The sequence below is a fragment of the Arthrobacter sp. E44 genome, from assembly GCF_041877125.1.
GTDB lineage: Bacteria > Actinomycetota > Actinomycetes > Actinomycetales > Micrococcaceae > Arthrobacter.
Genome location: NZ_JBHDJA010000014.1, coordinates 13,773 through 40,030 on the forward strand (window position 1 = coordinate 13,773; position 26,258 = coordinate 40,030).

At 63.5% G+C, this 26,258-nt stretch carries 31 protein-coding genes and 1 pseudogene; 8 read left to right on the forward strand and 24 right to left on the reverse strand.

What is annotated here, in order from left to right; genetic code table 11:
* Positions 1–9 precede the first annotated feature (9 nt).
* The gene (locus ACETK3_RS13440; protein WP_237429510.1) at positions 10–798 is read left to right on the forward strand and encodes a hypothetical protein; all 789 of its coding nucleotides are present in this window, start codon (positions 10–12) and stop codon (positions 796–798) included.
* A gap of 103 nt (positions 799–901) precedes the next feature.
* Here the strand turns inward: ACETK3_RS13440 and ACETK3_RS13445 are convergent, their stop codons facing one another.
* Entirely contained in the window at positions 902–1,345 is a 444-nt protein-coding gene (locus ACETK3_RS13445; protein WP_237429511.1) for a helicase associated domain-containing protein, read from the reverse strand.
* Between the two features lie 438 nt (positions 1,346–1,783).
* Between ACETK3_RS13445 and ACETK3_RS13450 the strand changes: the two genes are divergently transcribed.
* Positions 1,784–2,380 (forward strand): DNA-binding protein, encoded by a 597-nt coding sequence (locus ACETK3_RS13450; RefSeq protein WP_237429512.1) that lies wholly within the window; start codon positions 1,784–1,786, stop codon positions 2,378–2,380.
* A gap of 104 nt (positions 2,381–2,484) precedes the next feature.
* On the opposite strand, the gene ACETK3_RS13455 is transcribed toward ACETK3_RS13450, so the two are convergent.
* From ACETK3_RS13455 to ACETK3_RS13465, 3 genes are all read right to left on the reverse strand, one after another.
* Positions 2,485–3,294 carry a hypothetical protein gene (locus tag ACETK3_RS13455; protein ID WP_237429513.1) on the reverse strand — a complete coding sequence of 270 codons (810 nt, stop codon included), beginning with the start codon at positions 3,292–3,294 and terminating at the stop codon, positions 2,485–2,487.
* Positions 3,291–3,671, reverse strand: coding sequence for a hypothetical protein (locus ACETK3_RS13460; protein WP_237429514.1), 381 nt, complete (start codon positions 3,669–3,671; stop codon positions 3,291–3,293). The genes ACETK3_RS13455 and ACETK3_RS13460 overlap by 4 nt, the downstream gene beginning before the upstream one ends.
* 104 nt (positions 3,672–3,775) lie before the next feature.
* Complete coding sequence (locus tag ACETK3_RS13465; RefSeq protein ID WP_237429515.1) at positions 3,776–4,711, reverse strand: DUF2971 domain-containing protein; 936 nt, start codon at positions 4,709–4,711, stop codon at positions 3,776–3,778.
* A gap of 389 nt (positions 4,712–5,100) precedes the next feature.
* On the opposite strand from ACETK3_RS13465, the gene ACETK3_RS13470 reads away from it, so the two are divergent.
* From ACETK3_RS13470 to ACETK3_RS13480, 3 genes are all read left to right on the forward strand, one after another.
* On the forward strand, positions 5,101–6,225 hold the full coding sequence (locus ACETK3_RS13470; RefSeq protein ID WP_237429516.1) for a tyrosine-type recombinase/integrase: 1,125 nt from the start codon (positions 5,101–5,103) through the stop codon (positions 6,223–6,225).
* Positions 6,218–6,571: a helix-turn-helix transcriptional regulator gene (locus ACETK3_RS13475; RefSeq protein WP_013603167.1), complete on the forward strand. Its 354-nt coding sequence runs from the start codon at positions 6,218–6,220 to the stop codon at positions 6,569–6,571. The genes ACETK3_RS13470 and ACETK3_RS13475 overlap by 8 nt, the downstream gene beginning before the upstream one ends.
* Before the next feature lie 337 nt (positions 6,572–6,908).
* Positions 6,909–8,045 (forward strand): Fis family transcriptional regulator, encoded by a 1,137-nt coding sequence (locus ACETK3_RS13480; protein WP_237429517.1) that lies wholly within the window; start codon positions 6,909–6,911, stop codon positions 8,043–8,045.
* Positions 8,046–8,081: 36 nt separating this feature from the next.
* Here ACETK3_RS13480 and ACETK3_RS13485 read toward each other — a convergent pair whose 3' ends face one another.
* From ACETK3_RS13485 to ACETK3_RS13505, 5 genes and pseudogenes are all read right to left on the reverse strand, one after another.
* Positions 8,082–8,282 carry a hypothetical protein gene (locus ACETK3_RS13485; RefSeq protein ID WP_236820718.1) on the reverse strand — a complete coding sequence of 67 codons (201 nt, stop codon included), beginning with the start codon at positions 8,280–8,282 and terminating at the stop codon, positions 8,082–8,084.
* A gap of 471 nt (positions 8,283–8,753) precedes the next feature.
* Positions 8,754–9,215, reverse strand: a complete 462-nt coding sequence (locus ACETK3_RS13490; RefSeq protein WP_237429518.1) for an SRPBCC family protein — start codon at positions 9,213–9,215, stop codon at positions 8,754–8,756.
* Entirely contained in the window at positions 9,212–9,886 is a 675-nt protein-coding gene (locus tag ACETK3_RS13495) for a hypothetical protein (protein ID WP_237429519.1), read from the reverse strand. The genes ACETK3_RS13490 and ACETK3_RS13495 overlap by 4 nt, the downstream gene beginning before the upstream one ends.
* 56 nt (positions 9,887–9,942) lie before the next feature.
* A complete protein-coding gene (locus ACETK3_RS13500) occupies positions 9,943–10,323 on the reverse strand; it encodes a zinc-binding dehydrogenase (RefSeq protein WP_237429520.1) in 381 nt (126 codons plus the stop codon).
* A 308-nt stretch (positions 10,324–10,631) separates the two neighbouring features.
* A pseudogene (locus ACETK3_RS13505) lies at positions 10,632–11,216 on the reverse strand (alcohol dehydrogenase catalytic domain-containing protein); the annotation flags it as partial.
* A gap of 551 nt (positions 11,217–11,767) precedes the next feature.
* On the opposite strand from ACETK3_RS13505, the gene ACETK3_RS13510 reads away from it, so the two are divergent.
* Complete coding sequence (locus tag ACETK3_RS13510) at positions 11,768–12,238, forward strand: hypothetical protein (RefSeq protein WP_237429521.1); 471 nt, start codon at positions 11,768–11,770, stop codon at positions 12,236–12,238.
* Positions 12,239–12,692: 454 nt separating this feature from the next.
* Here the strand turns inward: ACETK3_RS13510 and ACETK3_RS13515 are convergent, their stop codons facing one another.
* From ACETK3_RS13515 to ACETK3_RS13565, 11 genes are all read right to left on the reverse strand, one after another.
* Positions 12,693–12,908, reverse strand: coding sequence for a hypothetical protein (locus tag ACETK3_RS13515; protein ID WP_373993046.1), 216 nt, complete (start codon positions 12,906–12,908; stop codon positions 12,693–12,695).
* Between the two features lie 301 nt (positions 12,909–13,209).
* On the reverse strand, positions 13,210–13,998 hold the full coding sequence (istB, locus tag ACETK3_RS13520) for an IS21-like element helper ATPase IstB (RefSeq protein ID WP_237429523.1): 789 nt from the start codon (positions 13,996–13,998) through the stop codon (positions 13,210–13,212).
* The gene (gene istA / locus ACETK3_RS13525; protein WP_237429524.1) at positions 13,995–15,527 is read right to left on the reverse strand and encodes an IS21 family transposase; all 1,533 of its coding nucleotides are present in this window, start codon (positions 15,525–15,527) and stop codon (positions 13,995–13,997) included. The genes istB (ACETK3_RS13520) and istA (ACETK3_RS13525) overlap by 4 nt, the downstream gene beginning before the upstream one ends.
* A gap of 669 nt (positions 15,528–16,196) precedes the next feature.
* Positions 16,197–16,454, reverse strand: coding sequence for a hypothetical protein (locus ACETK3_RS13530; protein ID WP_237429525.1), 258 nt, complete (start codon positions 16,452–16,454; stop codon positions 16,197–16,199).
* A gap of 228 nt (positions 16,455–16,682) precedes the next feature.
* Positions 16,683–17,087, reverse strand: a complete 405-nt coding sequence (locus ACETK3_RS13535) for an Hpt domain-containing protein (protein WP_237429526.1) — start codon at positions 17,085–17,087, stop codon at positions 16,683–16,685.
* Positions 17,088–17,415: 328 nt separating this feature from the next.
* Positions 17,416–17,688: a hypothetical protein gene (locus tag ACETK3_RS13540; RefSeq protein ID WP_237429527.1), complete on the reverse strand. Its 273-nt coding sequence runs from the start codon at positions 17,686–17,688 to the stop codon at positions 17,416–17,418.
* A 118-nt stretch (positions 17,689–17,806) separates the two neighbouring features.
* Positions 17,807–18,166: a hypothetical protein gene (locus ACETK3_RS13545; RefSeq protein ID WP_237429528.1), complete on the reverse strand. Its 360-nt coding sequence runs from the start codon at positions 18,164–18,166 to the stop codon at positions 17,807–17,809.
* On the reverse strand, positions 18,163–18,744 hold the full coding sequence (locus tag ACETK3_RS13550; RefSeq protein WP_237429529.1) for an Asp23/Gls24 family envelope stress response protein: 582 nt from the start codon (positions 18,742–18,744) through the stop codon (positions 18,163–18,165). The genes ACETK3_RS13545 and ACETK3_RS13550 overlap by 4 nt, the downstream gene beginning before the upstream one ends.
* Entirely contained in the window at positions 18,735–19,307 is a 573-nt protein-coding gene (locus ACETK3_RS13555) for an RNA polymerase sigma factor (protein ID WP_373993047.1), read from the reverse strand. Before ACETK3_RS13555 ends, ACETK3_RS13550 begins: the two co-directional genes overlap by 10 nt.
* A gap of 9 nt (positions 19,308–19,316) precedes the next feature.
* Positions 19,317–19,625: a hypothetical protein gene (locus ACETK3_RS13560; RefSeq protein ID WP_237429531.1), complete on the reverse strand. Its 309-nt coding sequence runs from the start codon at positions 19,623–19,625 to the stop codon at positions 19,317–19,319.
* A complete protein-coding gene (locus ACETK3_RS13565; RefSeq protein ID WP_237429532.1) occupies positions 19,622–20,062 on the reverse strand; it encodes an Asp23/Gls24 family envelope stress response protein in 441 nt (146 codons plus the stop codon). Before ACETK3_RS13565 ends, ACETK3_RS13560 begins: the two co-directional genes overlap by 4 nt.
* Before the next feature lie 379 nt (positions 20,063–20,441).
* Here ACETK3_RS13565 and ACETK3_RS13570 point away from each other — a divergent pair, with 379 nt between their 5' ends.
* Complete coding sequence (locus ACETK3_RS13570; protein ID WP_237429533.1) at positions 20,442–21,209, forward strand: hypothetical protein; 768 nt, start codon at positions 20,442–20,444, stop codon at positions 21,207–21,209.
* A 79-nt stretch (positions 21,210–21,288) separates the two neighbouring features.
* The gene (locus tag ACETK3_RS13575) at positions 21,289–22,104 is read left to right on the forward strand and encodes a YsnF/AvaK domain-containing protein (protein WP_237429534.1); all 816 of its coding nucleotides are present in this window, start codon (positions 21,289–21,291) and stop codon (positions 22,102–22,104) included.
* A 132-nt stretch (positions 22,105–22,236) separates the two neighbouring features.
* On the opposite strand, the gene ACETK3_RS13580 is transcribed toward ACETK3_RS13575, so the two are convergent.
* The 4 genes from ACETK3_RS13580 to istA (ACETK3_RS13595) all read right to left on the reverse strand — a co-directional run bounded on the left by ACETK3_RS13580 (position 22,237) and on the right by istA (ACETK3_RS13595) (position 25,768).
* Positions 22,237–22,581 (reverse strand): hypothetical protein, encoded by a 345-nt coding sequence (locus tag ACETK3_RS13580; protein WP_237429535.1) that lies wholly within the window; start codon positions 22,579–22,581, stop codon positions 22,237–22,239.
* 701 nt (positions 22,582–23,282) lie between these two features.
* Positions 23,283–23,621, reverse strand: a complete 339-nt coding sequence (locus ACETK3_RS13585; RefSeq protein WP_237429536.1) for a hypothetical protein — start codon at positions 23,619–23,621, stop codon at positions 23,283–23,285.
* Positions 23,622–23,762: 141 nt separating this feature from the next.
* Positions 23,763–24,551, reverse strand: a complete 789-nt coding sequence (gene istB / locus ACETK3_RS13590; protein ID WP_237429537.1) for an IS21-like element helper ATPase IstB — start codon at positions 24,549–24,551, stop codon at positions 23,763–23,765.
* Entirely contained in the window at positions 24,551–25,768 is a 1,218-nt protein-coding gene (istA, locus tag ACETK3_RS13595) for an IS21 family transposase (protein ID WP_373993048.1), read from the reverse strand. The genes istB (ACETK3_RS13590) and istA (ACETK3_RS13595) overlap by 1 nt, the downstream gene beginning before the upstream one ends.
* Positions 25,769–26,258 lie beyond the last annotated feature (490 nt).

Consider the following 26,258-nt stretch of genomic DNA (forward strand, 5'->3'; position numbering starts at 1 on the left):
GGGGGAACCATGAGTGAATCCGACGGCATCGAAGAAGCAATCGAGGGAATGTCGCGCGTTGGGCTGACCGTCGCCTGCCGGCTCGGTGAGCAACTGGCCAGGGCACGCGAACAGGAGCTGCGTCGCGCCCAGGCGGCTGAGGAACAACTGGCCCGCGAGTTGCAGGCACGCTTCGATGCGGAGCGGGCAGCGGCCCGCGCTCAGTTCGCCCCGGTCATGGACAACCGGTGGTGGGACACCGCCAGTGGCCGGGACGTCGAAAGGGTGCACGAGACGGCTACCGCGTGGAAGGACTACGACCCGGCTGCGCGCGACGCGGCCGAGGTCATCCGTGACCAGGTACAGCGCCGCTACGGGTTGGACCTGGACAACCTCGGTGCCGATGAAGCGTCCGTGGCGGAGGCCCTGGCTAAAGCTGAACGGGACCGCGAACAGGCAGAACAGGAACGCCGTACCGGCCGTGAAGAGAACGACCGGGCTGGGCAGCTGCTGGCCGAAGCCGACCGGGAGGATCGGGACCGTGAACGAGACGTCACCGAAGAGAACCAGCGTCCCGAGTCACTCGCAGAAGAGGCGGATCTCGAATACGACTCGACCGAGCGCCGGCAGGACTTAGCCGCCAGCCTGGAAGACGTTGCCGACCGTGAGGCCGTGCAGGCACGACTCAGCGCGGACCAGGACCAGGCAACCCCGCCCAGCGCTGCCGTCGCCAAGCCGTCAGGACGGAACCCGAAGGCCCGCAAGACACGTGGAGCCAACGGCCAGGCGAAGCTCCTTCAAAAGGGCATGAGCCGCTGATGGCGGGCGCGGGTGGGCGATCGCTGTACCCCGACCATCGCGAGGAACAGCCGCTAGATATGGGCTGAGGTGGCTGCTCCGCTCGGGGTGACCGCAATACCGGTTATGAGTTCCGGCGGCGGCCGCCCCCGCGGGGCCGGCCCTCGCGCCACCCGGGCAGGACTTTATCCAGCCGCAGCTTCTTGTTTGGAGCCAGCTTGCCGTGGTTGCAGTTGATGCGCTGGCCGTGCAGCCAGACGCCGAGGGTGCGCTCGAGCGGATCATCAGTCTTCTGGTGCCGCGGCAATTCACCATTGGCCTTCCGAAACCCTCTTACTTCCTTCAGCCGCCGCTGCCAACGGGCCTCGGCTTCAGCCTTTTGGGACGGGGCCTGGTCCCAGCCGGGGATGACGCCCAGGCCTTCGCGAAGGGCGGGTGAGAGGGTTCCCGCTGCTGATTCCCGCCGCCGACGCTGCAACCAGCCAGCCAGGGTTTGCTCGCGGGTGGATCTTGCGTGGCCTGCCGGCAGACGTCCCTCCGTCCGGTAGAACGCGATCAGGTCCTGCATCCGTTGCAACGTCGTACCGGGACGGGACCTTTGCGGGAGCAGCGGCGGCATGCTGGGTGCGAAGACCAGGATCTGCCTTCGCCGCGACCTGCAGGTGATAGCGGACAGTGGTCACCGCAGCACCGCAGACGTCAGCAATCTTCGCAGGCTCAATGCCCCGCCGGTACATCTGCACCCATTCCCAGTACGGAGCAGAGCGCCGCGCATGCTGAACCGCATCCTGAGCCAACAGTCACCCCCAACGTTCTGCCCCTCAAAGGAGCCTAGGACAAAACCATCCCCCGGGCCACACCCGACCCCCAGGTACTCAATGCGCCGGCCCCCCGGCCGGAACCCGGTGGGCCCCTTGCGGGGGGAATGGGGCAGGAGTGGCGATTGCCAGGAAGTAGTAGTAGGAGTAGTTTTGATACTACTCCTACTACTCTAAAGGATTTCCGCATGACCTCGAGCGCTAAAGACCGGGTTTTTGCTGCCGCCGAGCAGATCAGCGCCGAACGGCGCCCTACCGTATCCACGGTCCGGGCGGCCGCGGGCGTCAGCAACGCCGACGCCACCCGTTACCTGAAGGAATGGGCCGAAGAGAAGCAGTCTGCCGGCGGCCAGGTCGCGGCGACCCCGGCGGCCATCCTCGAGCAGGCGGCCCGTCTGGCCGGGGCTGTCTGGGCCGAAGCGTCCTCCCTTGCGAACGAGCGCCATTCTGCGGAGGCCGAACTCTGGGCCCGGGAGAAAAAGGAGTTGAATGAAGAGGTCGCCGAGCTTGTTGCCGACCTCGACAAAGTCACGACTGAAAAGGAGTCCGCTGTCACCGAACTGACGGCCAAAATAGAGGAGCTGGAACGCCGCCTCACTAACAATGCCGAGCAGCTCGAGCAGGCCCGGTCAGCCGCCCAGGAAGCGACGGCGGAAGCTGCCGCGGCAGCAACCCGCGCGGCCGCCGCGCAGGCCCGCGCGGACGCGCTCCAGGAGGCCCACGAGGCACTGCTGCAGCGAATCACCCCCGAGCAACCTCAAAGTGCCAAGGAACCCGAGGCTTGATCCCATTAGTCGGATCCCGGCTTTGCCGACGGCCGGCAGTCCTGCAGCCCGAGGGTGGTGTGGGCGCCCCGTCGGTCCCCGGTGACCGGAAGCGTTCGCTGATGTCAGGGGCGGGCGCCCAGGACCGGTAGGCCGTAAAGTTCGGCGGTGCGGTGGAATTCAGGGTCAGGTCCGACATTTTGAGAGGTCAGCTGCAGCAGGCCGTTACGGCTGGGGGAGAGGCCTTCGTCAGCCCGCCGGTCCCAGTAGGCCCAACACCTTCCCGTCAGTGTTTTTGATGGGTAGCTGATCCCCAGTGGTTCTGAGCCGTCGTCCAGCACCGTGCCGCGGATGACGTGGGAGAGCAGGGTTGTTAGATCACGGTCGTCACCGGTGAGGGATCCGGCCGTGAGAAGTTGCAGCCGTTCTGTCAGCCCTGCGGTGGTCGGTGTGAGGACTTCAAGGGCGCGGAGGGTGGCCGCATCGTCGATCTGAACCCACCATCCCTGACCGGGGAGCCGGATCTCGTACATCGAACGGTCCATTTGCCAGTCCACAGAGATGGCCCAGGGGACATCCACCCCGTTCTCCTCGGCCTGCGCCCGGACACTGGTGATGTAGTCCTCCACCGTCCACCCGATGGATTCAGCGGCCTTGGCCACCGCCGCGCGCTGCTGCCGGAAGCCGAGCAATACCTCGGCGTAGGCGCACTGACGGGAGTCCGCGAGATAGACCGTTGAACCGATGCTGTCGTAGCGGCCCCGGGAATCGCCGCCTGGGACTGTTCCGATCGGCAGCGGGCCAACGATGGAATTCTTCCTGACCGACAACGCGCCGTAGCGGTCCTTCGCCACTCGGAACGAAATCTCCCCGGCAGCCCTAATAAGAGTGAGCCCCGTCAAGTCGCACCGGCGCACCTTGGCGGACGTGATCATGCGGCGAAAGTGTCATTCACGAACGCTTCGGCGGCTCCCAAAACCTCACGGGAACGCAGCTGCTGAATGTAAAGGACGGGAAGTTCCTCGTCCAGGCGTGGGTTGGCCCCCATCAGCCAGGCCAAGGCAACATGCTTGCCCTCGGCAAGCTCAAGCGTCTTCCAGACACGGTGCCCGAGGCGCAGCCGGGATTCGACCTCCGGGCGGGGCTCCGGGCCGTCAGGCTTAGCCCACCTGAAGGGCGACGTGCGGTCCTTGACGCCGGCCATTGTCTGTACGACCGTTGTGCCGAGATTCTCATTAAGTTCTCGCACAAGGTCATGGATATTCATCCGGGTCGTCCCCAAATGAATGTCATGCCGGGTCGTTGCTTCCATGCCTCCATTGTCTCCGCACTGCAAGGCTAAAGCAACCGAAAAGCAACTCTAATGCAGAAAGGAATCGTCCGAACGTCAGTGGCCCCCTCAGCATGCAGGGCCTGCTACCGGAACGGCAGGCTACTCCTCGTGACACGTACCGCAGGGAGGTCTGCAGAGGCAAACACGTCCTCCACGCGCTCCGCTGCTTCGGGGGGCGTGCGCGGCCCAAGCATTACCTCCAAGATGGGTAATGGTCGCCGTTTAATCCCCGCGACGCCAGGCATCCCCTTCCACGGCACAATCGTTTTCTCTACCAGTTGCGGCATGTTCTTGAGTTCCACACCAACACATAACGCCACTGAGCGCGTCTCCCGCTCATGACGGAACCCCTCGTGCTTGAAATTGAGCGCCGTGACAACGTTCAGGGCCACGAGTGCCTGCACCGTGATGTCTCGGCCCTGCCGGATATGTGCATCCATCTCCCGCGCGAAGCGGGCAGCAGCCAAGCGCTTTTGCCGATCCGAGTAGACAACCTTCAACCACTGAAAGCCGAACAACTCAGCGTCCCGTCGACGTGGCAGATCATCCACGTCAGTGACCAGCGGCACCCTCAAATCCAACTCCAGCGCCACACCCTCTGATCCGCTGGCATAAGAGTTCCACTGATACGGGCTGTCCTTCTCACGCGCAGCGCACAGAATATGGACGTCATCGAAATAGTCCACGTACGCCTCAACAGGGCCCGCCTCCGTCAGCAGTGCCAGCGTCCGCTCATCCAGTCCACCGTCCCGCTGCAAAGCGTCCCAGGCCTCCTTCAGGAAGCCCATTCCATGACGAAACTCCGTACTGTCATTGGTCGCCCGCCAATTCGTCGCCCACAACTCTTGACTCCGGACAATGCTCTCCACGGCGCTGAGGGACGTGTAGTGCCATGCGGTACCGGACTGGACCGTCATGGGAGGCCTGTCGGCGGGCCATGCCGCCCTATTCACCCTGGTCTTCATTCCGCTGGCGGTGTTGAATTCCTGGGCGTAGGGATTGGTGGTCAGGTAGCTCATCATATTCAGTTTCCGGTAACTGGAGAGCGGTGTCATATGCGGCCGCCGGCAGGGGGACTCTCGACGGTGAGGGGCAAGCGAGTGGTAGGGGCTGAGGGCCCCCTGCTGATGCTGGCCTATTGAAAGCGAATTTGATAATGTTGACTTGACGGCAACTTTGTCCTGTCAAACTGACAACTTGACATAATATCCGTTATCGGCTCTTAAAGTACGGGAGTAGAAGTAGCTGCGAGAACTCCCTTCCCTTGACGAATCCAGCTTTTCCGCAGGTCAACAGGGCTTTGCTGGTGACGCGCGCTCCTTACACCGTCGGCTGAATTTGCCCTTGGATCGCTTATGGCTGTAGGTTTCCTGCATCTAATGCATGTTTCCATGGTTTAGGGGTCGTTGTGAGTGGTGCCGTTCCAGGTTTCGTCCCGCGGATGTTGGTGGATCCGGACATTGGGCTGTTCAGGGCTGATGAACGGGTTTTCACTGCCATGCTCGATGGCTGGCGGGCGCAGATGCTGGCACGCGGCCTCACGACTCAGACCATCAAGCAGCGCTGCCAGCTGCTGGAGCGTTTTCAGCGCTTTACGGGTGAATTTCCGTGGCAATGGCGCCCCGCCGACATTGATGACTTCCTGGCCGATCTGCGCTCGGGCGAGAAACCGATCAGTCTGAAGACGTTGCGCTCGTACAGCAACGCCGTGGCGATGTTCTGCTCTTACCTGACGCATCCTGGCTATGGGTGGGGCGAGTTCTGCGAACGGACATTCGGCGATATTCCGAGCCAGATCTGCTTCGAGTGGAACACGCCACGGCACACCACCGATGATGCCGTCCCGGCTAAGAAGCGGTCCTTCACCAAGGCGGAACTGCAGCGCCTTTTCGACTACATCGATGACCTTGTCGACAGGGAATACGCCGCTGGCAGCAAGCGTTGGTTGCCCCTGTTCCGCGACTCGGTGGCGTTCAAAGTCTGTTACGCCTATGGGCTTCGCCGACGCGAAATGACCATGCTGGACCTGGAAGACTTCGGCCCGAACCCGCACGTCAGCGACTACGGCCGGTTCGGAGCAGTCCAGGTTCGGTTCGCCAAAGGTACGGCAGGCTCGGGACCCAGACGTCGCACCGTGTTGAGCGTGCCGGAGTTCGACTGGGTCGTGGACCAGCTCAAGACCTGGACAGCCGGCGGCATGAGGCAGCAGTTCCCGACAGCTGAACGGTCTTCGGCTCTTTGGCCGAGCGAACGTGGCGCCCGGATGTCCCTGGGCTCTTTCGGGGATGCGTTCGCCGCTGCCCGGGATGCCGTCGGCCTGCCCCAGGAGCTGGGTCTGCATTGCCTCAGGCATTCCTACGTGACCCACCTGATCGAAGCCGGCTACGACGCGGCCTTCGTGCAGACTCAGGTGGGCCACTCCTACGCCTCGACCACCGGGCTCTACACCTCGGTATCGTCGGACTTCAAGCAGAAAACCGTGCAGCAGATGATTGCACGCCGCATCGCGAACTTGGAGGACCCAGATGCCTGAACAGCGCCGGATCGGCTACCGCTGGAACTTGCGAGCCCTGATGGCAAAGCAGAACCTGTGGAAGACCACCGAACTGATGCCGCTCCTGAAGTCCCGTGGCATCAACCTCTCCGAAAGTCAGGTCTACAGGCTGGTCACCTCCACGCCGGAGCGCATTCCGGCAAGGACATTCGCCGCGCTCTGCGACATCCTGGACTGCACACCCAACGACCTGTTCGAACCATTCGTGGAGATGCGCGCCGCGGCGACAGCGAATGCCCCGAAGCGCAGTGAAGACCTCGGCATCGAACCAGGCAACCCCATCGCACGACGTGTCCGCCTCGTCGCTTCTGAGGACGGTGAGTAGGCCACGCAAAGCAGAGGACCCGATCCGCTGGCCGGTTCCCTGCAGTCGCTGCGGTCAGCACCATCAAACCGTCGCGCGCTGGCCAGACGGCGGCGTTTGCGGCTACTGCTATCAGCAGGCAAAGCGCACCCGTGGAGTCTGCGCCTGCGGCCATGAAGGTGTTCTTCCGGGAATTATCGATGAGGAGCCGGCATGCCGCAGCTGCTCGGGCGTTCGGCTCAACGTCGACTGTGTGGGCTGCGGCGCCGAAGACGAACTTTACAGTGGTGGACGCTGCTGGACCTGCGTCCTCGGCGACATCGTAGACGACCTGCTTACAGACCCAGCTACGGGAGTCATGGCCACGGAACTGATCCCGCTGGCGGCGGCACTGAAGTCAATGAAACGGGCCAACAGCGGCATGACCTGGATCCGGCAAAAGCACGTCACGGCCTTCCTTCGTAACCTCGCTACCGCACCCAAAATCAGTCACGACACCTTCGATGAACTGCCCGACTCCCGCACCCGCGAGTACGTCCGAGGGCTCCTCATCGAACACGGGGTGCTCCCCCAGCGAAATGCGTTCCTGATTCGCTACGAAAGCTGGGCCACCCAAGCCATGGAACGCGTCAGCGACCCACAGAACCTTGACGTGATCCGCCGCTACATCCGATGGCATCACCAGCGACGCATGAACCTCATGGACGAAGTCCCCCGCGGCACCTTCCTGCGCGCCAAACAGGAAGTCACCGTCGCCATCGACCTCCTGAACTGGCTCACCGGTCATGACATCAAACTGCCGGAACTGCAGCAGTCCCACCTTGATGTATGGCAATCCGAGGGGCCCACGACGAGACGCATCGCTGAGCGCTTCCTCAAATGGGCCATCAAAACCAAGGCCGCCCCAGCGGGGCTCACCATCGTCCCGCACCGCCGCGGCACCAGCCCAAGACTCCCCAAGATCGGGCAAGACAAAGCGCTCCAACAAATCATCCACACCAACGCACTGGAGACCCGTGACCAGGCCGCCGCGATCCTCATCCTCGTCTTCGGACAACAAGCCGAAAACATCGCCCGGCTGACCTGGGACGACGTCACAGTCACTGAAGACTTAGTCACCATCCAACTCGGAACCACCAAAATTGCGCTGCCGGACCCGTTAGCCCAGCCATGGCGGGAGCTCGCCGCAAACCCAGGCCACGAACTGACCGCAGCACACCCCAACACCAAGTGGGTATTCCGCGGAACATCACCCGGACGCCACATCCACCCAGGGCACCTCACAACCCGACTCAGCAAGCTCTTCAACACCCGAGCCGCGCGACTCGGAACACTCCACGAACTCACCAAACTCGCACCCGTGGCCATCATCGCCGAAACCCTCGGCTACTCCCCGACTACCATCGAACGCCACGCCACCGACTCGGCATCCGCCTATGCCCGGTACATCGCAGCAGTAAACGAGTCCGTCCTGCACGAAAGCCCGAGAAACTAGAACGGCTCCGTCTCGCTTGCGTCCGTGAGGACATACCTAAAGCTGCCGGCCCCGACGATCCCAGTCCTGGCGACGGGCTTCTTCCTCGTCCCAGAAATGACCGTCGTAGTGGCGCACATAGAGCAGATAGGCGGTGAAGACCGCGCAGATAATCAGCATTGCCAGCATGAGGTAAAGAAAGGGACCCCAAGCTTGATTCCACCGGAATGCAATTTGCACGATTGCGTTTACGGCCATGAAGGACACCATGACCAGCTGCCAGCGAAATCCGCCCCGCGTCATACGCGGGTCAAGGCGCTTCCGACCCTCAGGCATATTCGGAGCCTACAGCCGGAGGAGCTTTCTGTCATGAGCTACCACCGGCCCCGCCACCGAGCAGTATGAGTGCCGTTCACCGTCGGGCAAATGACGGAGGCGGCTACTCCCGTCCCATGAATACCCGTGCATGCCAGTTGAGTGGGACGAGTAGAAGTAGATGAGAGGACTCGTCTCGCTGTGCTTTCGGAAGTTTCCGCAGGTCAAACTAATGCATCGATGACCTGATACCGATCATCCATAACGGGCGACTGTGCGCCACAGCGCGGCGTAGCGACCGCGGCCGCCGCGGCGACCACAGAGGCAGCAGTCGCCTCCCCCAACCGGGGCTTCAAAGGAAGCGTCCTGTTCATCTCACCCACGCCTCGTTCGTCCTGATTTGGGACGCAGTCATCAGGTTTCGCCGGCACGCTGTGGCTCATTGCCGGCTTCAATGTACGCCTTGAGGCTGGACCAGATTCGCTGCTCCTGTCGGCGCCCCGCTGCAGCGAACAGTGGGGTGATGAGCTTCAGTATTCCTCTGGGCCTGAGGTCCCAGGACCAGCTCATCTGTGTTCCATCGGGATCCGGAACGAAGGTGAGGGCCCCGTTGATGTCTGCGCTGGCCATCCGGGTCATGGAACTGAGCCGGCGCGGCCTGGTGTACTCGGTGACCTCCAGCTCAAAGGGCGTGGCCCGCTTCCCCGAGGTCGTCACGACGTGCCATACGGTCCCGGTGCCGATCGGTCCGGGGGTGGTCTTCTCGACTTTCCTCAACAGTGGGTTGTAGGCGGGCTCGTTACGCTCGTCCGCGACGAAGTCGAAGACTTCCTCGACCGGGCGTCGGATGAGGATGGAACCCCTGATCGTCGTCATGCGCTTCCCTGCTCTCGCCGGGCGGAGCGGAATCGCCGGAGTTCGTCGGCGATTCGGCGAAGCGCCATTCGACGGATGAGGGAGCTGAACGGGCCGACGAGTGCCCAGTAGCGGCGGAACCGGCGGCGGCTCGCCTCGTCGGTGGCGATGACGCGCGTCTCAACGGTCAGGATCGACGAACCGGTCCCGTAGGGATCAATCCTCAGTCCGGCGGCAATCATGGCGTAGCCTGACTGGCTGAAGCGGGCGAATTGCGCGGGGGTGGTTGGGGCATCTGCGGAGGGCGCGACCGACTTCCAGGGCGGGCTCACTTGGCCCAGGACTATCTCCGTCCCTGGGGTTTCACCGAGCAGGATCCAACCCGCACTGGCCATGCCCTTGAGCCGGAATGTGCTCTGGGACTCAGCGGGGCCGGGTGACCTCCGGCGTCCTTTCACTGCCCCCTCCACACGCTGGGGCAGCGCCCGGATTCCGAGCAGGACCCGGGCCAGCGGGGCCTGGAAAAGGTCCATCTCGAGTGCCGCCTCGTACTCGGCAGGCGGTGCCCGGAAGACATCCGCGTGCACGAGGGAGAGATCGTACCCCCCCGGCAGGAACCGGTCCCTGAGCAGCCGGGGGCCAGCTGCATTTCCTGCACCCGGTTCGGGCGGTTGCGCGTGTGCCGCGCTCATGAGGGTCTCCCTTCGCCCATAGATCCGGCGTCCAGCTGCGCTGGCGCCGGCGCCTGTCATCCCTTTGCGGCTTCCGGGGGCGACGCGATCAGCACGAAGGAGCCGATGGCGTCTCCGCCCTCCAGCAGTGTGTGGGCCCGGGCCGCCTCCGACAGCGGGAGGCGGCCTGCGATCACCGGACGGATCCGTCCGGCCTCGAGCATCTCGTAGATGGTGGCCCAGGCCGCCAGCAACGGACGGCGGTCAAGCCGCCAAAGCCCTGTGCTGTAAGACCGGATCCTCGCCCCGCGCCCGGCCAGGTTGTGGCGGGCCGCCCGGAGCAGCAGGCGCAGGGTCCTGCCAGGGCTTCCGGGATTGGCGTACTCCACCAGCACACCCCCGGAACGGAGCACCGCCAGGGCATACTCCACCCACTCACCGCCCACCCCGTCGAGCACCGCGTCCAACCCTCAGGCTCAAGACGCCGAACGGCGCCCACCACCTCCGCGCCCTGCGAACCGAGGGGCACCACCCCGTGGTCGGTGAGCCAGGGGTGCTTCGCGACGTCGGCGACCCCGTACATCCTCAATCCCAGCAGCTGACCGAGCTGCACTATAGCCGTGCCGATCCCGCCGGCGGCCCCGGTGACCAGGACAACCTGCCCGCGCCGGATCCGGGCAGCACGGGAGAGTGCCTGATAGGCAACCAGGTAGTTCAAGGCCACGGCCACCACCTCGCCCTCATCCAGGTCGGCGGGGATCCGCATCATCGGGTACCGGCGCACGAAGACGTACTCTGCGTATCCGCCCGTCTCCGTCAGCACCACCACCCGATCCCCAGGGGTGACGGCGGTGACCCCTTTCCCCACGGCGTCCACCACGCCGACCGCGGTGTAGCCGGGGGTAAACGGGAACCGCGGCGGATACGTCGACAGTCCCTGGCGCATCTGTACGTCAACGGCACTCACGCCGCAGGCCTCGACGGCGACCCGTACCTCACCCCTTCGGAGTTCCGGGAGCGTGCGGCGCACGACTTCCAGTACCTCCGGACCGCCCGCCCTGACCGCGACAACGCTGCGGTACTCCGCGGGGCCCGACCCCTCCGCTGTCTCCAGGGCTGTACGACCGGTCGCCAGGGTACCCGTGCGCCGAACCCCCAACGCGAGCACCAAACGGCGCCAAGACGAGAGCAAGGCGAGGTCACAGTGTGACGCGATGGTGCCGAACCCGCCAAATGCCCGTACAGCTGCCACGAGAACCTCCAGGAGCACGGTCTCAGGAGTGAGTGGAAAGTACCCACTCGGTGTTTCCTCTCCACTATCACAACTTCCGGAGGCACAGAACAGGGCCATGCGCCTCTCACAAAGTCCTCCATGGAGGCAAGCTCCTGACCCGAATCAAACGCATCCAAACAATCAACCACCTCGACCCCCTCACTCCGAGATTGTCGACGCCGCAAGGGAAACCGAGTCGTCCCAGCCGCTCACGAGCGTCGAGCGTTAAGCCACAGCATCGCACTTGGCAACGATGCTTCCCCCCGCCCAACACGGATCCAGACAGGACCCAACTCTCCCGAGGAACGAAGACGTCGCGCATCAGGGCCAGCCGGGCGTTCTCGGAACGCTTTTCAACGTGCGGCGTAAGGTGGGCAAACAGAAATAGTCATCGGCGTCCGCGTGAGGAACCGACCAATAGTCAGCCAGAGCCCGACCGAGCGTGGTCGTTCCACTCCCGCTTGCCCCATCACATAAACACTCGCACGTTGCATGACTCACTTATCCGGGTGTGGGCATAGGCATGAAACGTGGGTCCGTGCGTAGGGAACTTGATCCAGACAACAATGGTTGCCTCCTCTGGTAGTTCGCCAAGAACACCGATAGGTGTTCTCATAGTCGCAAGCACAATGGATCCAGCCCAGGGGGCGACCTTGAACGATAATCCCGAACGAGTTATCGCACCCGGCAAAACTCTGCGGAAGACCGCTGCCGTTCTCCTGGGTTTCACAGCAGCGCTTTGCTGGTGGATCGGAATTGCCGGCATGGCTGCCACAGGTGGCGGCGGCCAGATCTTTTTGCCGATTCCGGTTTTGGCAACCGTTGGCGCTGCCCTGATCGCGGCCTGGCGGCCAGGCAAGACGAACATCACCGCCGGGCTACCCCGACATAAGGTGAGTGGAGGGCGGGCTTCCAAGCCCAACGCCGCTGTTGTTCTCCTCGGTTTCACCGCAGCGCTCTTCTGGTGGGTAGGAATCACCGCCGTAACCACCACAGGAGGTGGAGCACAAATCTTTCTTGTCCTCCCCACCGTGGCGACACTGGGAACCGCCCTTGCCGCTCTGTATACAGGCGGCGGAAAACACGGAAGCATCTTCTGACTCAATAAGGCGTCGGTGGGCACTCCTCCTCGCAGCCGGAATCGCTGTCGCAGTGTTGACGGTCATCGCAGTGATCGGCGGCATGATTCGTGTTCCCCGCGTCTGCCCCGCCATGGATCATGCCCCGTGGAGTCGGCCTTCTCCACCCCGCCGGCGTCAGTTGCAGCTTGTTTCGGAGAAGGGTGCATGCCGGAGCCGGTGCCGCAGAACGCTGAGCGGAAGTGGCTGGTGCCGCAAGCCGCGCCTTACCTGAGTGAGCCCGTGAGCGTCACCTCGATCCACGTTGAAGCTGCAGTTGCACCGGGCGGCCGAACAGCGGCTGACTTGCCGGTAGAAACAGAATCCACCGGGGAACATCCCTTCGGGGCCGGATGCGGGGGCCTTTCAGGTTCAAGCCCGTCCAGATCGCCATTAGCTGATGGTGTCGCCTTCTTTGGTGCATCCAGAATCTGGCTCATGGCGGAGATTGACGGGCTTGTTTGTCCTCAACGACGGTGTGATAGTGCTGCGCCTTCTGGAAGTCGAGGATGCTGTGGACGACTTTTCCGGTGAGGATGCCGGCTTGGTTCGTTGGCTCAACGACGGCCAGGCACAATGGAATCCGTTCAACGGCATCTCGAGCAGGTTCAACAGATGTGGGTAAACCACAGACCCGTTTTGCTTTCGCCATTCGGCTCCCGACCGATGAGTCCTTGGCCGGGGACCATTGACTCCAACTCAACCAGGCAACCTATCGAACTGATCAGGCAAGGCAAATTCAGCCTACGGGCTATACCCTCAGAGGCGCGGTCGGGGGTCCGCTCCTCGTGCTGTGGACCTCGCTCTGGCGTTGCTGGGTGTCAATGGCCATTAGTTTCTGCCCACCGGCGGCCAGTTAATCGGCCCGCTGGTGGCCCGTAAAACTGCCCGGTGATGGCCAACAGATCTGCCCACTGAGGGTTCTCGGTGGGGTTGGCCATCGTCGGGTTCGTTTAGTTCAGTTGGGTGACTCCTTTTCCGGCGAGGGCCTGGGTGAGGCGGATGGAATCCCCGCTGGTCTGGCAGACGTGGGCGTGGTGCAGGAGCCGGTCAACGGTCGCGGTGGCGAGGGTTTTGGGCATGAGTTCGTCGAAGCCGGCCGGGTGCAGGTTCGAGCTGATCGCGACGGAGCGTTTTTCGTAGGCGGCGTCCACGACCCGGTAGAGACCTTCTGCGGCATCGGTGGCCACCGGCAGCAGGCCGATGTCATCGATCACCACGAGCTCGGCGCGCAGGATCCTGGCCACGGCGCGGGTGACGCTGTCGTCGGTGCGGTGGGCGCGGACCAGGGCGCCGAGGTCCTCGAGCCGGAACCATGCCACGCGCATGCCGGCTTCGACGGCTTGCTGGCCGAGCGCTTCGAGGAAGAACGTTTTCCCGGTGCCGGAGGGCCCACAGACGACCAGGTTCTCCCTGCGGCCGATCCATTCCAGCGTCCGCAGGGCCTGCTGGGTCGGCGCCGGAATCGAGGAAACTGCCGGGTCCCAGGCCTCGAAGGTCTTCCCGGTCGGGAAGCCGGCGGCCTTGCGGCGGGTGGCGAGCATCGACCGCGCCCGTCCTGCGGCTTCCTCGGTGAACAGGGCCTTGATGATCTCGGTCGGTTCCCAGCGCTGCGCACGGGCGGTCGCAATCAGGTCCGGGGCCAGTGCCCGGGCGTGGGGCATCTTCAGCTGACGCATCAGCGCTTCGAGGTCGGCCGGCAGTGGCGGGGCGGTAGTGTTCGTGGTTGTGACTGGGGTCATCGGCTCTGCTCCTTCGCTGGGGTGCTGGACGGACCGGCGCCGAGGCCTGCCCAGGCGCTCGTGCCTTGGGTGAGAGACCTTGTTTCGTCCGCAATGTGGGTGGTGGTGCGGCGGATGTTCGCGTTCAGGATCGAGGGCAGGTCGCCGTGGGCGAAGCGGCCATGCAGTGCAGCGTCACCCAGGGCACGGTCCACGGACTCGGTCCCGGCGATCTTGGCCAGGGTCACGGCCTCGGCCATTTTCACGTTGATCCGGCCCGTTCCTGCCGCGGCGGCTTCCACGAGCCAAGTCTTGGCGCCTGCGCCGATGGCAAGGAACTCGGCTTCTCCGGCGGTGCGTGCTTTCACGGCGTAGTCGCCCGGGATCCTGGTCCTGGTTTCGGGGAAGTGCTCATCGATGATCGCCGGGCTGCCAGGCCTTGCCCGGCCATGGCGTGCGACTTCGACCGGGCCCGACGGGCCATGGTGGACGATGATGACCTGCTCGTCAGGCCCGGTGCCGTGGGAGCGGACGAACACCCTCGCGCCGAGCAGATGAGACGGCACGGAGTATTGGGCGTTCTCGAAGGAGACCATCGGGGTGTTCTCCGGGACGGTGCGGGCGAGGCCGAACGCGACCGTATGCGCGGTGTCAGGGATCCGGTGCAGCCGGGGCTGCTCCTCGGCCAGCACCGCAGCCGGTTTGCGGTGGGTCGCCCGGTGTTCACGGTCGTTGACCCCGTCCATGAAGACCTGGCAGGCGGCCTCGAGCTCAGCGAAAGAAGCGTAGCTGGGCCGGAGGTTGATGTCTGTGGGCACGAGGTCGGCCTTGGCCAGTTTCACCGACGCTTCGACGCCGCCTTTGGTGGCGGGGTCTGCGGGTTGGCAGGTCAGCACGGTGACACCGTAGTGCCGGGCGAAGTCCAGGGTCTGTTGGTTCCGCACCGGGACCCCTGCGACGTGGGCGGTGGTCACGGTCTTCTCGTTATCGGTCAGCACATACGTCGGTGCCCCGCCCAGGATCCGGAAGCAACGGTCGAGGGCGGCGAACACGCTCGGCGCGGTGCGGTCCCTGAGCGGTATCACGATCCGGAAGCGGGAGAACGCCAGCCAGGCCACGAACAGGATGGTTTTCACGCCGCCGACGCGTGGCCCGTCGCCGAAGTCGTACTGCAGCCACATCCCGGGCTCGGTGATCCACGGCCGGTGGACGCGGGTGTGTCCGAGCCGCCAGGCGGCCTTGACCTGCGCGATCGCGCGGCGTGTGGACCGCTCGGATCCTCCATAACCCAGGGTGATGAGCTTCTCGTGGGCTTTGTCGGCGCGAATCCGGCCCTTGGACGCCTCGATCCATTCCTCGATCTTGGGTAGGTAACCGTCCGTGACCCTGGGCCGGGGCGCGGGCTCGGCGATTGGCCGGCCGGCGTCACGGGCCGCGACGTGCCTGGCAACAGTGTGGTGCGAGCAGCCCGTGAGCTCCGCGGTGGCGCGCAACGATCCGGTCAGATCGTAGGCAGCAAGAATTTCCATGATTTCTCCGTCATGCTTCATACAGGGCCTCTTCCTGGGACGACATTTGGTGCGACTAGACACCGTCATCAAATCCCGGGGAGAGGCCCCTGCCGCTCAAGACGCGGCAGGACAAGTAAGGAAGTGGGCAGATCTCATGGCCACCGGTGGGCAGTTCTACCGGCCGTCAGTGGGCACTTTCGTGGCCGCTTACAGCTGGGTTCCTTCGTTACTGTTCGGTCGGCTCTTACACGGGTCGAGCCAGGAAATGTGCAATCCGCTGCATCGTCGAAACGCGTAGCTCAGTTTTCGGCAGTCACAAGGGCTCACTTTTCGACCGTCAATGACAGTTATGAGTGTCGGACGTTGTCGGCGAGGATGTGGAGCATTTTCCGTTCGCCTGAGGCTGTACGTACCCACACGATGTCATGGTCCAGCGCCGTCTGGTCTACCGTACCGGTAATGACCAACCCATGTTCTGTCAGCGCTTCAACCCTTTGCCCCTCAGTGATCGGGGCACTTTCTGTTTGAACGTCTGCCAATTGAACGTCTGCCAAGAGTCTGCTCCTTCAATTTTTTCGCTTCCTGTGCCGATGAATGCGATCAGGACAGCGGGGCGTGCCTGGTCGCAAGGTTACCGGCATCAGCGTTTCTCAACGCCAGTGCTGTAATCGCGCCCGTGCGGTGTTGCGTTTTCCCGGTCGGCTTTGGTCAGGTGAGGCTGGGGACGCTGGCGAGGATGTAGTCGCCTGCTGCGGGTCCTTTCATCCCTAGGTGATTGTCTTCGGGGTTAATCCCGCGGGACTTTAGGTATTCCCAGAGGGCCTCGTCAGGGAGTGATGGGGTTTTGTTCAGCAGGCACCAGCTGGTGTAGAGGCCGTAGAGCTCATCAGGTCGCAGCCCTTTCTCTGTGGGGGCGTCTTCGTCGATTGCTTCGGTTATGAAGGTGTTGAAGTGAGTGCGGGGCATCGGGCTTGCTCTTTCATGGAGTGTCAACGGGGTTTTGGGTGCCGGGTCTGGGATCTCACAAGAAGTATCCATGATCGGTGTTCGGCTTGGTGGTCGTAGGAGTTCTGGAGGGGCCCGCCTTCGTGGGTTCACGGCGGTGCTGTCGGGTGGGGATGGGCTGGCGCGTGGAGGTCCCGTGAGCCAATGACCCGGCCGGTTAGTGGGTGCGGGTGTCTGGGTTGTCATGGCTTAGGGGTGTTGGGAGAGGTAGTCCTGCAGGACGCGGTGGGTTTGTTCGGCGCATGCTTTCAAGGGGGCGAGGTGGGTTGCAGCCAGGTGTGGCAGGGCCGGGGAGGGGCCTGTCTTGTCCGGAAGTGCGCGGAGTTCGTCTTCGATCCTGAGGGTAAGTCCTGCGAGGCGCTCCGCGCCGACCATCTGGCAGGAGGTCCGCAGGCTCAGGGCCGAATTGATTGCTCCGTCCATGTCTCCGGTGGTCAGGGATAGTGTGAGTGCCTTCATTCGTAAGGGCAGCTGAGTCACGAAATTTCTGATGAAGACGGCCCAGAGGCCCTCGTTGTCGTCCAGGTCCTCCAGCAGCCTGGCCAGTACGGTGCCGTCGAACAGCGGCCAGGGGTACTTCTCGTCCTGAGTCACGGTGCACGCTCCACGGGATATGCCGGGATAAGGGGGGTGCTGGGGGTGCTGCCGAAGCACCGGGTGCTGAATGGGCCGGCAAGCGGGCAGATGCTCTCCGCGCCCGTGCGACCTGACGAGTGCCTCCAAGCCGCGGGAAATATGGGCCCGGACGCTCACGTTCCGGGGCCGGCTAATCGTCGGGGGTCTCCTGAGATGAGGCGCGATAACGCTGCTGCCCCGGAAAGCAGGCCCATGACCAGCAACCCACTACCTGCGGCAAGAATGAGAAAGAACGCTTCAGCCACAGCGACGAGCAAAGTGGCCAGGAAACCCACCAGCGCTCCCGTCACGACGATGTGACCCAGTGGGGAACTTCCCCTGAATTTACACCTGACAGGTCCGGGAAAGACCAGGCTGTTGAGGTTGCCGGGGTCAGCCGAAGCTGCAGTTGGGCAGGTGTCATGTTCGCCGCGCGGGCTGCTGCTTCAAGTGACAGCCCCGCGACGATGGCTTCGCGGAGCGTGTCGAGGAGTTCGAACTCGGCTTGGTCGCGTTCCAGTTCCAGCGTTTCGAGCCGGCCGGCCGCGAGGAAAACTTTCAACTCGAGCTCTTTGTCCACGGCGGTTCCTTCGTCTCAGGGCACGTTGTGCGCCCTTGCCTCCCGTCCCTTGATGGACGTTCCATAGGTAAGACCCGGAATGGGACGGGACCGCACGCACTTTTGGGAGTGATGTGCATCACATTGCGGCTTCGGGCTGCTGGCTGCCGGTTCCGATGGAGCAGATCTGTACTGTCAGTTGAGGTTCCTGGCCGGGGAAGGCATCAAGGAGATGCCGTCGCACAACGGTGGATACGTTGCGTGCGACCGCCGGTGCCGGGACGGTGCCCGTGACTCCGATACGGAGGCGAACGGTGGGTCCTTGCGCCCGGATCTGCAGGTCGACTTCCTGGGGAGTGGTTCCCTGGCCGGTGGCCAGCGCGATGCCGCCCTTGAGGGCAGCTTTCCAGGTGGAATCGACGGGGTAAAGCCGCTCCACACCATCGGTCGAGAGAACCGCCTGGCGAATGGTTTGTCCAATGCCTGTCTGGTCGTTCATGGCTGCTCCGTCGCAAGGTCGGTCACGGTGATGTTGATTGAGGTGACGTTGAGCTCGGTGTGGGTGGCCAACGCTTCGGCGATGGCCTTGCGGAGCTGGTACGCCAGCCCATACAGGGGTGTTCCCCAGATGGCTGTGACGTTCAGGTTCAGTCGGACTGGCGCTGCGGGTATGGTCAGGTCCCCGTCGATCCGGCAGCGTCCGATGGTTGATCCCGGAACGGCGTCCCCGGCGGATCGGACAAGGGCGATGACGGAGCCTTCGGTTTCGGAGAGCGTGTCACCGGGGTGGTCCGCCGCAAGGGGCAGTGTCCGTCCGGTCCGGGTTTCGAGGCGCAGGTTGTCCAGGATGCTTCGGAACCACGGCTCGTCGGCGGGGTTGGCGCGTTTGACGTCATCGTCGATGAGCTCCCTGGTCAGGGTGTCAAGGCGGCGCAGCGCCGCAAGACCTGCCTGGCATTGGGGGCAGTGTTCGATGTGGTCCGTATCGTCCGATACCCCGGTTTGCAGGTAGTCGCTGAGTTGTTCCAAGGTGCGTCCGCAGTCGTCGTGGCCGGGCGTTGGTTCTGTCATCGCCATGCCTCCATTTCCTTTACCAGTGTCGCGCGCGCCCGGGTGATGCGTCCACGGACGCTGGTTTCGCTGATGTCAAGGAGCTTCGCGATTTCTTCGTAGGGCAGCCCGCCCATCTCGCGCATCACCCAGCATTGACGCTGGGGTTCGGGCAGCTTCGAGAGCGCCTGACCCAGGTGGGTCAAGGCTGATCCTGAAATTGACGCGGCCTCCGGCCCGGGTCCGGGGTCAGGGTGCAGCGCCAATTCGTCCTCGTTCGCTGTGGAGGGGCCTCTGCGCCGGATCAGTGCTAATGCACTGTTGGCGGTGATCCGCATCATCCACCCTCTGACCGCTGCAGGTTCGCGCAGGTCCGCGATCCCTGACCAGGCGCGCAGGAGCGCGTCCTGCACTGCGTCGTCAGCATCCGACGCGGACATCGTCAAGCGCCGCGCCTGGGCCTGCATGGCGGGGCTATGGCGCCGGGCGAGGGCCTCGAACGCGTCAATATCACCATCCGCGGCCCGCTCGGCCAACAGCGCGTCAGTGGAGGACTGCAGCGAAGCAGCAGTGCGTCGGAAAAAATTCATGAAAGTCTGCTACTCAAACCAGCTCGGGGACTCTGCCCGCAGATCAACGGCAACGGCATCACAGCCGGTCAAGCGCGCAACTTCCGCACCAATTCGCCCTGCCGCATTACCGGGGGTGCTCGACCCGGACTTCCGGGGAAAGATGTCAACCTGGAGGCATCCTTCCTCAAGAGCGACCTCGATGCGCACCATTCGGGCTTCCAGCCGGAGGATTTCGGCTGCGACCAGGCAGGTCAGGCGGGCAACACCCGGCTGCGCGGCAGTGAGGCTCCCGGGCAGGGGGTCTCTTGCCGGTGCCGTGAGATCCAGGATGTTCATTGTTCCGTTCTGTCCCCGGCTCCGGCCTCGGGTGCTTCGGTTTCGTCGTCGGCTCCGGCGAAGACGTCGGTGATCTGGACATTGACGTCCGTAACCGTGAGGCGGGCCCAGTCACGCAGGGCGGCGTGAACCGCTTCCCGGACAGCTGCGGCGACCTCGTGGAGCGGAAAGGCGTACTCGGCCGTCAGGACAACCTGCACCGTGGCCTCGGTCCCGTCCAGTGAAACTTTAATGCCCTGGGAATCATCAGACTGGCCGATAGCGTCCCGCAACGAAGCAATGGCGCGCGCCGCACTGCTACCCAAAGCATGAACCCCCGCAACACGACGGGCAGCGATGCCGGCAATCTTAGCGACCACCGAATCGGCGATCTCCGTTGTCCCACCCACCTCCGGGGTACCACCCAGGCCCACATCTGAACCGGCGTCGGCACTCATCGTAAAACCCACCCTCTCCCTGGCCTAGGCTCATCGAAAACACTCCACAAGGAAGGATGCGCGAACCCGGCCGAACCGCACGCACCCAAACGCGTGATTTTAGTCACATCGCTTGATTTTGCGGATTGTGACCACCGCCCAGCGAACCCCCCGGGGTCACTTAAGGGCGCTGACGCGGATGATCCATTGGATTTCCAGGCGCGTGGCCGCCCCCGGCCTGGACATCATCCGGGTGGGGAGACGCGGTGACGGATCAAAAAAGTAGTACGCATGCTTGCCAAGCGGACGGTAAGCATGCTTACTTTATGTTGACGGTGCGCCCCAGACGGCCCGGCGTCGGCGGGAGCGGTTCCCGTGAACTTATTCGAAAGGTTAACAGTTGGACATTCTCGACTCGCTAAAAGCCGGGCTGACAGTGGTGGCGACGTTCATTCCACAGCTCCTGCTGTTCCTGGTCATTTTGATTGTGGGTTTGTTGATCGCCCGGGCGATCTCCAAGGCGCTGTCCAAGCTGCTGCACCGGGTGGGTTTCGATCGCGCGGTTGAACGGGGAGGCATCAAGAAGGCGTTGGCCAATTCCTCGCTCGACGCCAGCGACATTGTCTCCAAGATCGTCTACTACGCCCTGGTGTTGTTTGTGCTCCAGTTCGCATTCGGAGTGTTCGGACCGAACCCGGTCAGCACGCTTCTTGCAGCAATCATCGCCTTCCTGCCCAAGATTGTGGTAGCCATCATCATCGTGGTCATCAGCGCGGCGATCGCCGCCGCGGTGAAGACCCTCATCCAGGGATCCCTCGGGGGCCTGTCCTACGGCAATACCCTAGCCAATATCGCCAGCATCTTCATCCTGGGCATCGGCATCATCGCCGCGCTGAATCAGGTGGACATCGCCACCACCGTTACCACGCCGATCCTGATCGCCGTCCTGGCAGCCATTGTGGGCGTCGTTGTCGTCGGTGTGGGCGGCGGACTCATCAAGCCGATGTCCGAGCGGTGGGAACAGTACCTGAACCGGGCCGAGGCGGAGGCTCCGAAGATTCGTGCCCAGGCACAGTCTGCGCCCCCGGCCACGGAGCAAATCAAGGACGCCGCCAGCCAGTACCTTCCGGCCGATGATTCGAACCAGTCCGGCGCCCACCGCGTCTAGAGACCGGCCGGCAAGGACAAGCCCCGCCCGCGGTGGGCGGCGGAAAAATTTTGAACACCACGAAAAACAAGGAGGCACCATGTTGACCAACGAAAACATCGAAGCCCTGCTCAGCAACGGCGGGGACGTCCTGTCGCAGGACGGAGCCAAGATCGGCTCCATCGGCCAGGTCTACGCCGACGACGAGACCGGCCAGCCCGACTGGGTCACTGTCAAGACGGGGCTGTTCGGGACGTCGGAATCCTTCGTTCCCCTGGAAGGGGCAACGGTCCAGGGTCACGACCTCGTCGTCCCCTACAGCAAGGACCTGGTCAAGGACGCGCCCCGGGTCGACGCAGACGGGCATCTGGAACCGGAAGAGGAAGACCGCCTCTACACCCACTACCAGCTCGCTGAGAGCAACCACACCCGGACAGAGACCACCGGACGTGAAGCCGGTATCGCCGCCACGGGGACCGGCCACTCGGGGAACGACGACGCTGCCGGCACCGTGGGCCATAACACCTCCGGTCCGACCACCGACGATGCCATGACCCGGTCCGAAGAACGCCTGAAGGTCGGCACCGAGAAGCAGGCGACCGGCCGGGTGCGGCTGCGTAAGTACGTCACCACGGAGAACGTCACCAGGACCGTCCCGGTCCTGCGCGAAGAAGTCCGGGTCGAACGCGAACCGATCACCGACGCCAACCGGGACGAGGCCATGACCGGGGCCGACATCAGTGAAGAAGAGCACGAGATCGTTCTTCATGAGGAACGCCCGGTCGTGCAGAAAGAAACCGTGCCCGTCGAACGCGTCCGCCTCGACAAAGACACCGTGACCGAGGATGTCACCGTCGATGAGGAAGTCCGCAAGGAACACATCGACACCGACGGGGTCGACGAAACCCACCGCTAGAATGACGTTCGGGGCTCCCAGCGCCCCATCGGGTGACGCCATGGGCGGGACGCAATGTCCCCGCCCATGGCGTCAGCCGTATCACCGTGGTATTCGGTCACGTGATGTGATGCCGCCGGCCCGCGCTGCCCGTCACGTCCTGGGTGTGGCTTTGCTTCCATCCTCCTGCCAGGCCGGGACAACTGTCTCAGGCGGCACCTCGGCCCGGGAGCGGGAACCCGTCGCAGGCTCCACATTGGTCTTGGCCAACAGGGCCGCTACGACATCGGCGACCAGATCTTCCTTTTCACGTTTCCGTGCATCTTCCAGCTGGGCCACTTCCACCCTGGCGGCCTGCCACGCGGACCAATGCCCCGAAACCAGAGCCCACAGCGACAGCGCGGAAACATACACCACCGACTCCAGCCAGCCCATCATCAACGAGAAAGGAATCATCGCGATCCAGAAAACGGCCAACCAGCCATTGACCCTCCGCATAAAAACAGGATCACCCTGAACCATCGCCCAAATGCTCTTGATAGGGCCCACGTTTTTAGTTCTCCTCAATGTAAGGCCGCAGTGAAACTCTTTCAGGTGGGAGACCAGCAGGGGACTAAGGCATCGCCCAAAGGGTGAATGATCCTCCCGACAGCAGGACAAACGCGCCTCCGATCCCAGGCCATCGGATCATCCGCATTCGCTGGCCCGGTCAGAGGAAGGCTACCTGGCCGCGCCGCGTTGACCGGACCTTCCGCGAAAATGCAAACAGTGCCAGCTTCGAATCAGCCCTGTAAAAGTCTTCCACACTTCAAAGTGGCGGCAGGCATCCTGGCACTCCAGCACCCTGAAAAGTGGGACGACTACTGAATTTCCACTCCGGGTGCTGGCCTGCCCGTCGCTACTCCACGGTCCCCTGAAGAACGCGAGGGCGGGTGGATCCACGGCTTATCGGCAGTTCCGTTCCGCCCAACTGGGCTTGGCGGCGATAATAGCTTCGGGTTCACGAATGACGAGGACGTTGCGCTTCCGCCTGGATCTTGCGTTACTGGTTGGCCCCTTCCTGACTGCCCAAATGTACCGCAGGGACTAGTCCACGGCGGCCACTACTGGCCCCTGACAGCGCCTGGCGGAAGCACCGAACTACACAGCCACTCGCTGGAAGCATACTCGTACCCGCATGGTCCGGTATGGAAAAAGCTTCAGCTCAAATCCGCGATTATGCAGTAAATGGCCGAGGCATGCGTGTATCCCGCGGCCTTTAAAGGAACCAGTAACCTGCCGGTGCCTGCACTTGCTGTTCGTAACCTCGAGGCGTTCGTGGCGAGCTTTACAGGCCCGGCCGCTGTGTCGAGTTCCGCGCGGCGCTGCTGGGCCAGGCGGGCGTAGTCGTTGTCCCGGTAGCTGAGGAGGGCATCCTTCTCAAAGGGGGTCGATGTCGAGGAAGCCGCGCCCGCTCTTCCGCCCGATGTTGCCCCGATGTTGCCTTCATTGACTGTGGGGACCAGGGCCTCCGGGGCCAGTGTCAGCGCACCGTTCAATTACCGGCTTTCGTTCATGGCGTCATTAGACGAGGGAATATGCTGCCGCTCCGGGCTGTCATCTTTGGCACTCCATTCTGTCAGCGATGGTCGAAAACTGAGCCATTTCGCGGGCTGAAAACTGAGCCACTTTGACGCTGGTTATTCTGCCGTATTTTCCGGTCTTGTCGAGGGCAGCGAGTCGATCTGAGTGTGTTTGAGCCGGTAGCTGGAGCCCTTGAGGGTGATGACTTCGGCGTGGTGGACGATGCGGTCGATCATGGCTGACGCGACGACCTGGTCGCCGAAGACGTCGCCCCAGCGGGCGAAGGGCAGATTTGAGGTCAGGATCAGCGAGGCGTGTTCGTAGCGCGATGAGACCAGTTGGAAGAACAGGTTCGCGGCGTCCTGCTCGAACGGGATGTAGCCGACTTCGTCGACGATGATCAGTCCGTAGCGGCGTAGCCTGACCAGTTCTTGGGGCAGCCGGCCGTTCTGGTGGGCTGCCTGGAGCCGGGCGACCCAGTCGATGGCGGTGGCGAACAGGACGCGGTGACCGAGCTGGGTGGCTCGTAAGCCCAGCCCGGTGGCGAGGTGTGTTTTGCCGGTGCCGGGCGGTCCGAGCAGGACGATGTTGGACGCTTCGGTGAGGAACGCGCCCGTGGCCAGGTGCGCGATGGTGTCGCGTTTGAGGCCGGGTTGGTGATCGAAGTTGAAGTCCTCGAGTGATTTCCGGGCCGGGAAACCAGCTGCCCGGGCCCTGAGCTCGGCGCCGGAGGCTTCTCTGGCTGCGACTTCCCGGGACAGGACAGCGGCAAGGTATTCCTCATGGCTCCAGCCTCCTGCACGGGCCTGGTCCGCGAGCCAGGTTGCTGCTTCCCGGATCCGGGGTGCCTTCATCGCCCGGGAGTAGTACTCGATCTGGCCAGTCGTTTCTTTGACGTTGGCCATCAGGCGACCTGCCCGTCATCGAGGACCACACCGAAGGCGCGGTCGTAGTCCGCCAAGTCCCGCAGCCCGGTTGTTTCGCCCACGGGCGGTGGGGTTTGGAAGGCGTTCCGCAGCGCCCTTGCCGCCTGGACGTGGGCCGGGTCGGTGATGGTCAGGCCGGAGCCCCACGACCGAGGGTGGGTGCCGACGGATCTGCCGTCCAGGCTGATCATGACGGTCGTCAGGTCCGCGGTGACGTCGACGAACCGGCCGATGGCCTGCGGGTGAACGGAGTAATCATTTGATCCCATCCTGACGTAGTAGTCCCTCGGCAGCCGGACCCTCGCGACGAATCCCGTCACCGGTGGAACCGGCGGCAGCGCCAGCATGGCTGCTTTGTCCGCTGCGAGCAGCTCCGTGGGCCGGGCGCCGGTCCGCCTGACGAGCCGGGTGTTGGCCCTCGGCAGCCACTGGCCGAGCTGGTTGTTGAAGTCTTCCGGCGAGGTGAAGATTCGGCCCGGCAGGAAGGACGTCTCCAGGAACTGGTTGGCCCGTTCGACCACGCCCTTGGTTTCCGGGTCGTAGGGTTTGACCTGCACGACCCGGGTGGCCAGGACACCGGCGAACGCGGAAACGTCGGCAGCGTAACTGTTCCGGCGGCCGATGCCCGTTTCGTTGTCCCAGATCAGCCGCCGCGGAACAGCCCCCAATCCACCGAGCAGTTCCCACATTCCGGCCAGCAGGTCCCCGGTCATCCGGGACGGGATCATCCGGGCCATGATGAACCTCGAATGGGAGGAGACCATCACCAGTACCGGCAGCACCCTGGCTTTGCCGGCGCCAACGGGTATCCGGACCTCAGGGAACCACAGGTCGCACTGCGCCTGGTCCCCGGGCTCGTAGCTAACCCGGTCTGCAGGATCAGCTGGGGCATATTCCGGCCGGATCCTGGCCACGTTCTCCCGGAACCAGGCTGCCGATCCGGACCAGCCAACCCGCTCAGCCAATACTGTCGCCGGCATCCGCGGGTTCTCCAGCAGCAGCGCACGAATTGCCGGTTCCACAGCTTTGATCCCGGAGTTCCGCGGCGCACGGACGTACGCCGGCGGACCGTCAGAACTGACAGCTTTCGCGACCGTATTCCTGGAGATCCCCAGCCGCGCGGCTATCGATCTCATCGACTCACCCTCGGCAAGATGCAACCGCCGAATAAGCGCCCAATCCTCCACTGTGATCACCCACCCAATCGTTTGGAACGGGTGGCTCAGTTTTCAGCCCGCGAAATGGCTCACTTTTCGACCGTCACCGACACATTCTCCGCGGAAGGTCGTACGCGCCTCCGCGTGGAGAACCTGCGCCGGAATCGATCGTGGCCCGGACCAGATGCAACAAACGGTAGGTCGGCATACGTATACATTTTTCGTTCCAAGGCCTTGTGCGAACCCCCGCGCGCCGAGTCGGCTTTCTGGGCGGCGATGCAGGACCGGGCGACCAGCGGCCAGACCGGCCTGCGCCGCGGCCGAGTGTTGGTGCCGTTGCTATCGCCTGTTCCCTTCGTTCAGGTCGACGAACGGCCAGGATCAGGCACGTCAGCGTCAGCCAAGCACACGTATTGAGCCAGGGCGTCCTTTCGGCGAACTCCAGATGGCCGAAGTCCCGCGTAATTTTTCGCGACATCCACGACCGTCCGGGGGTGCAGGCTTTGATCGGTGGGACGTCTCGTATCCC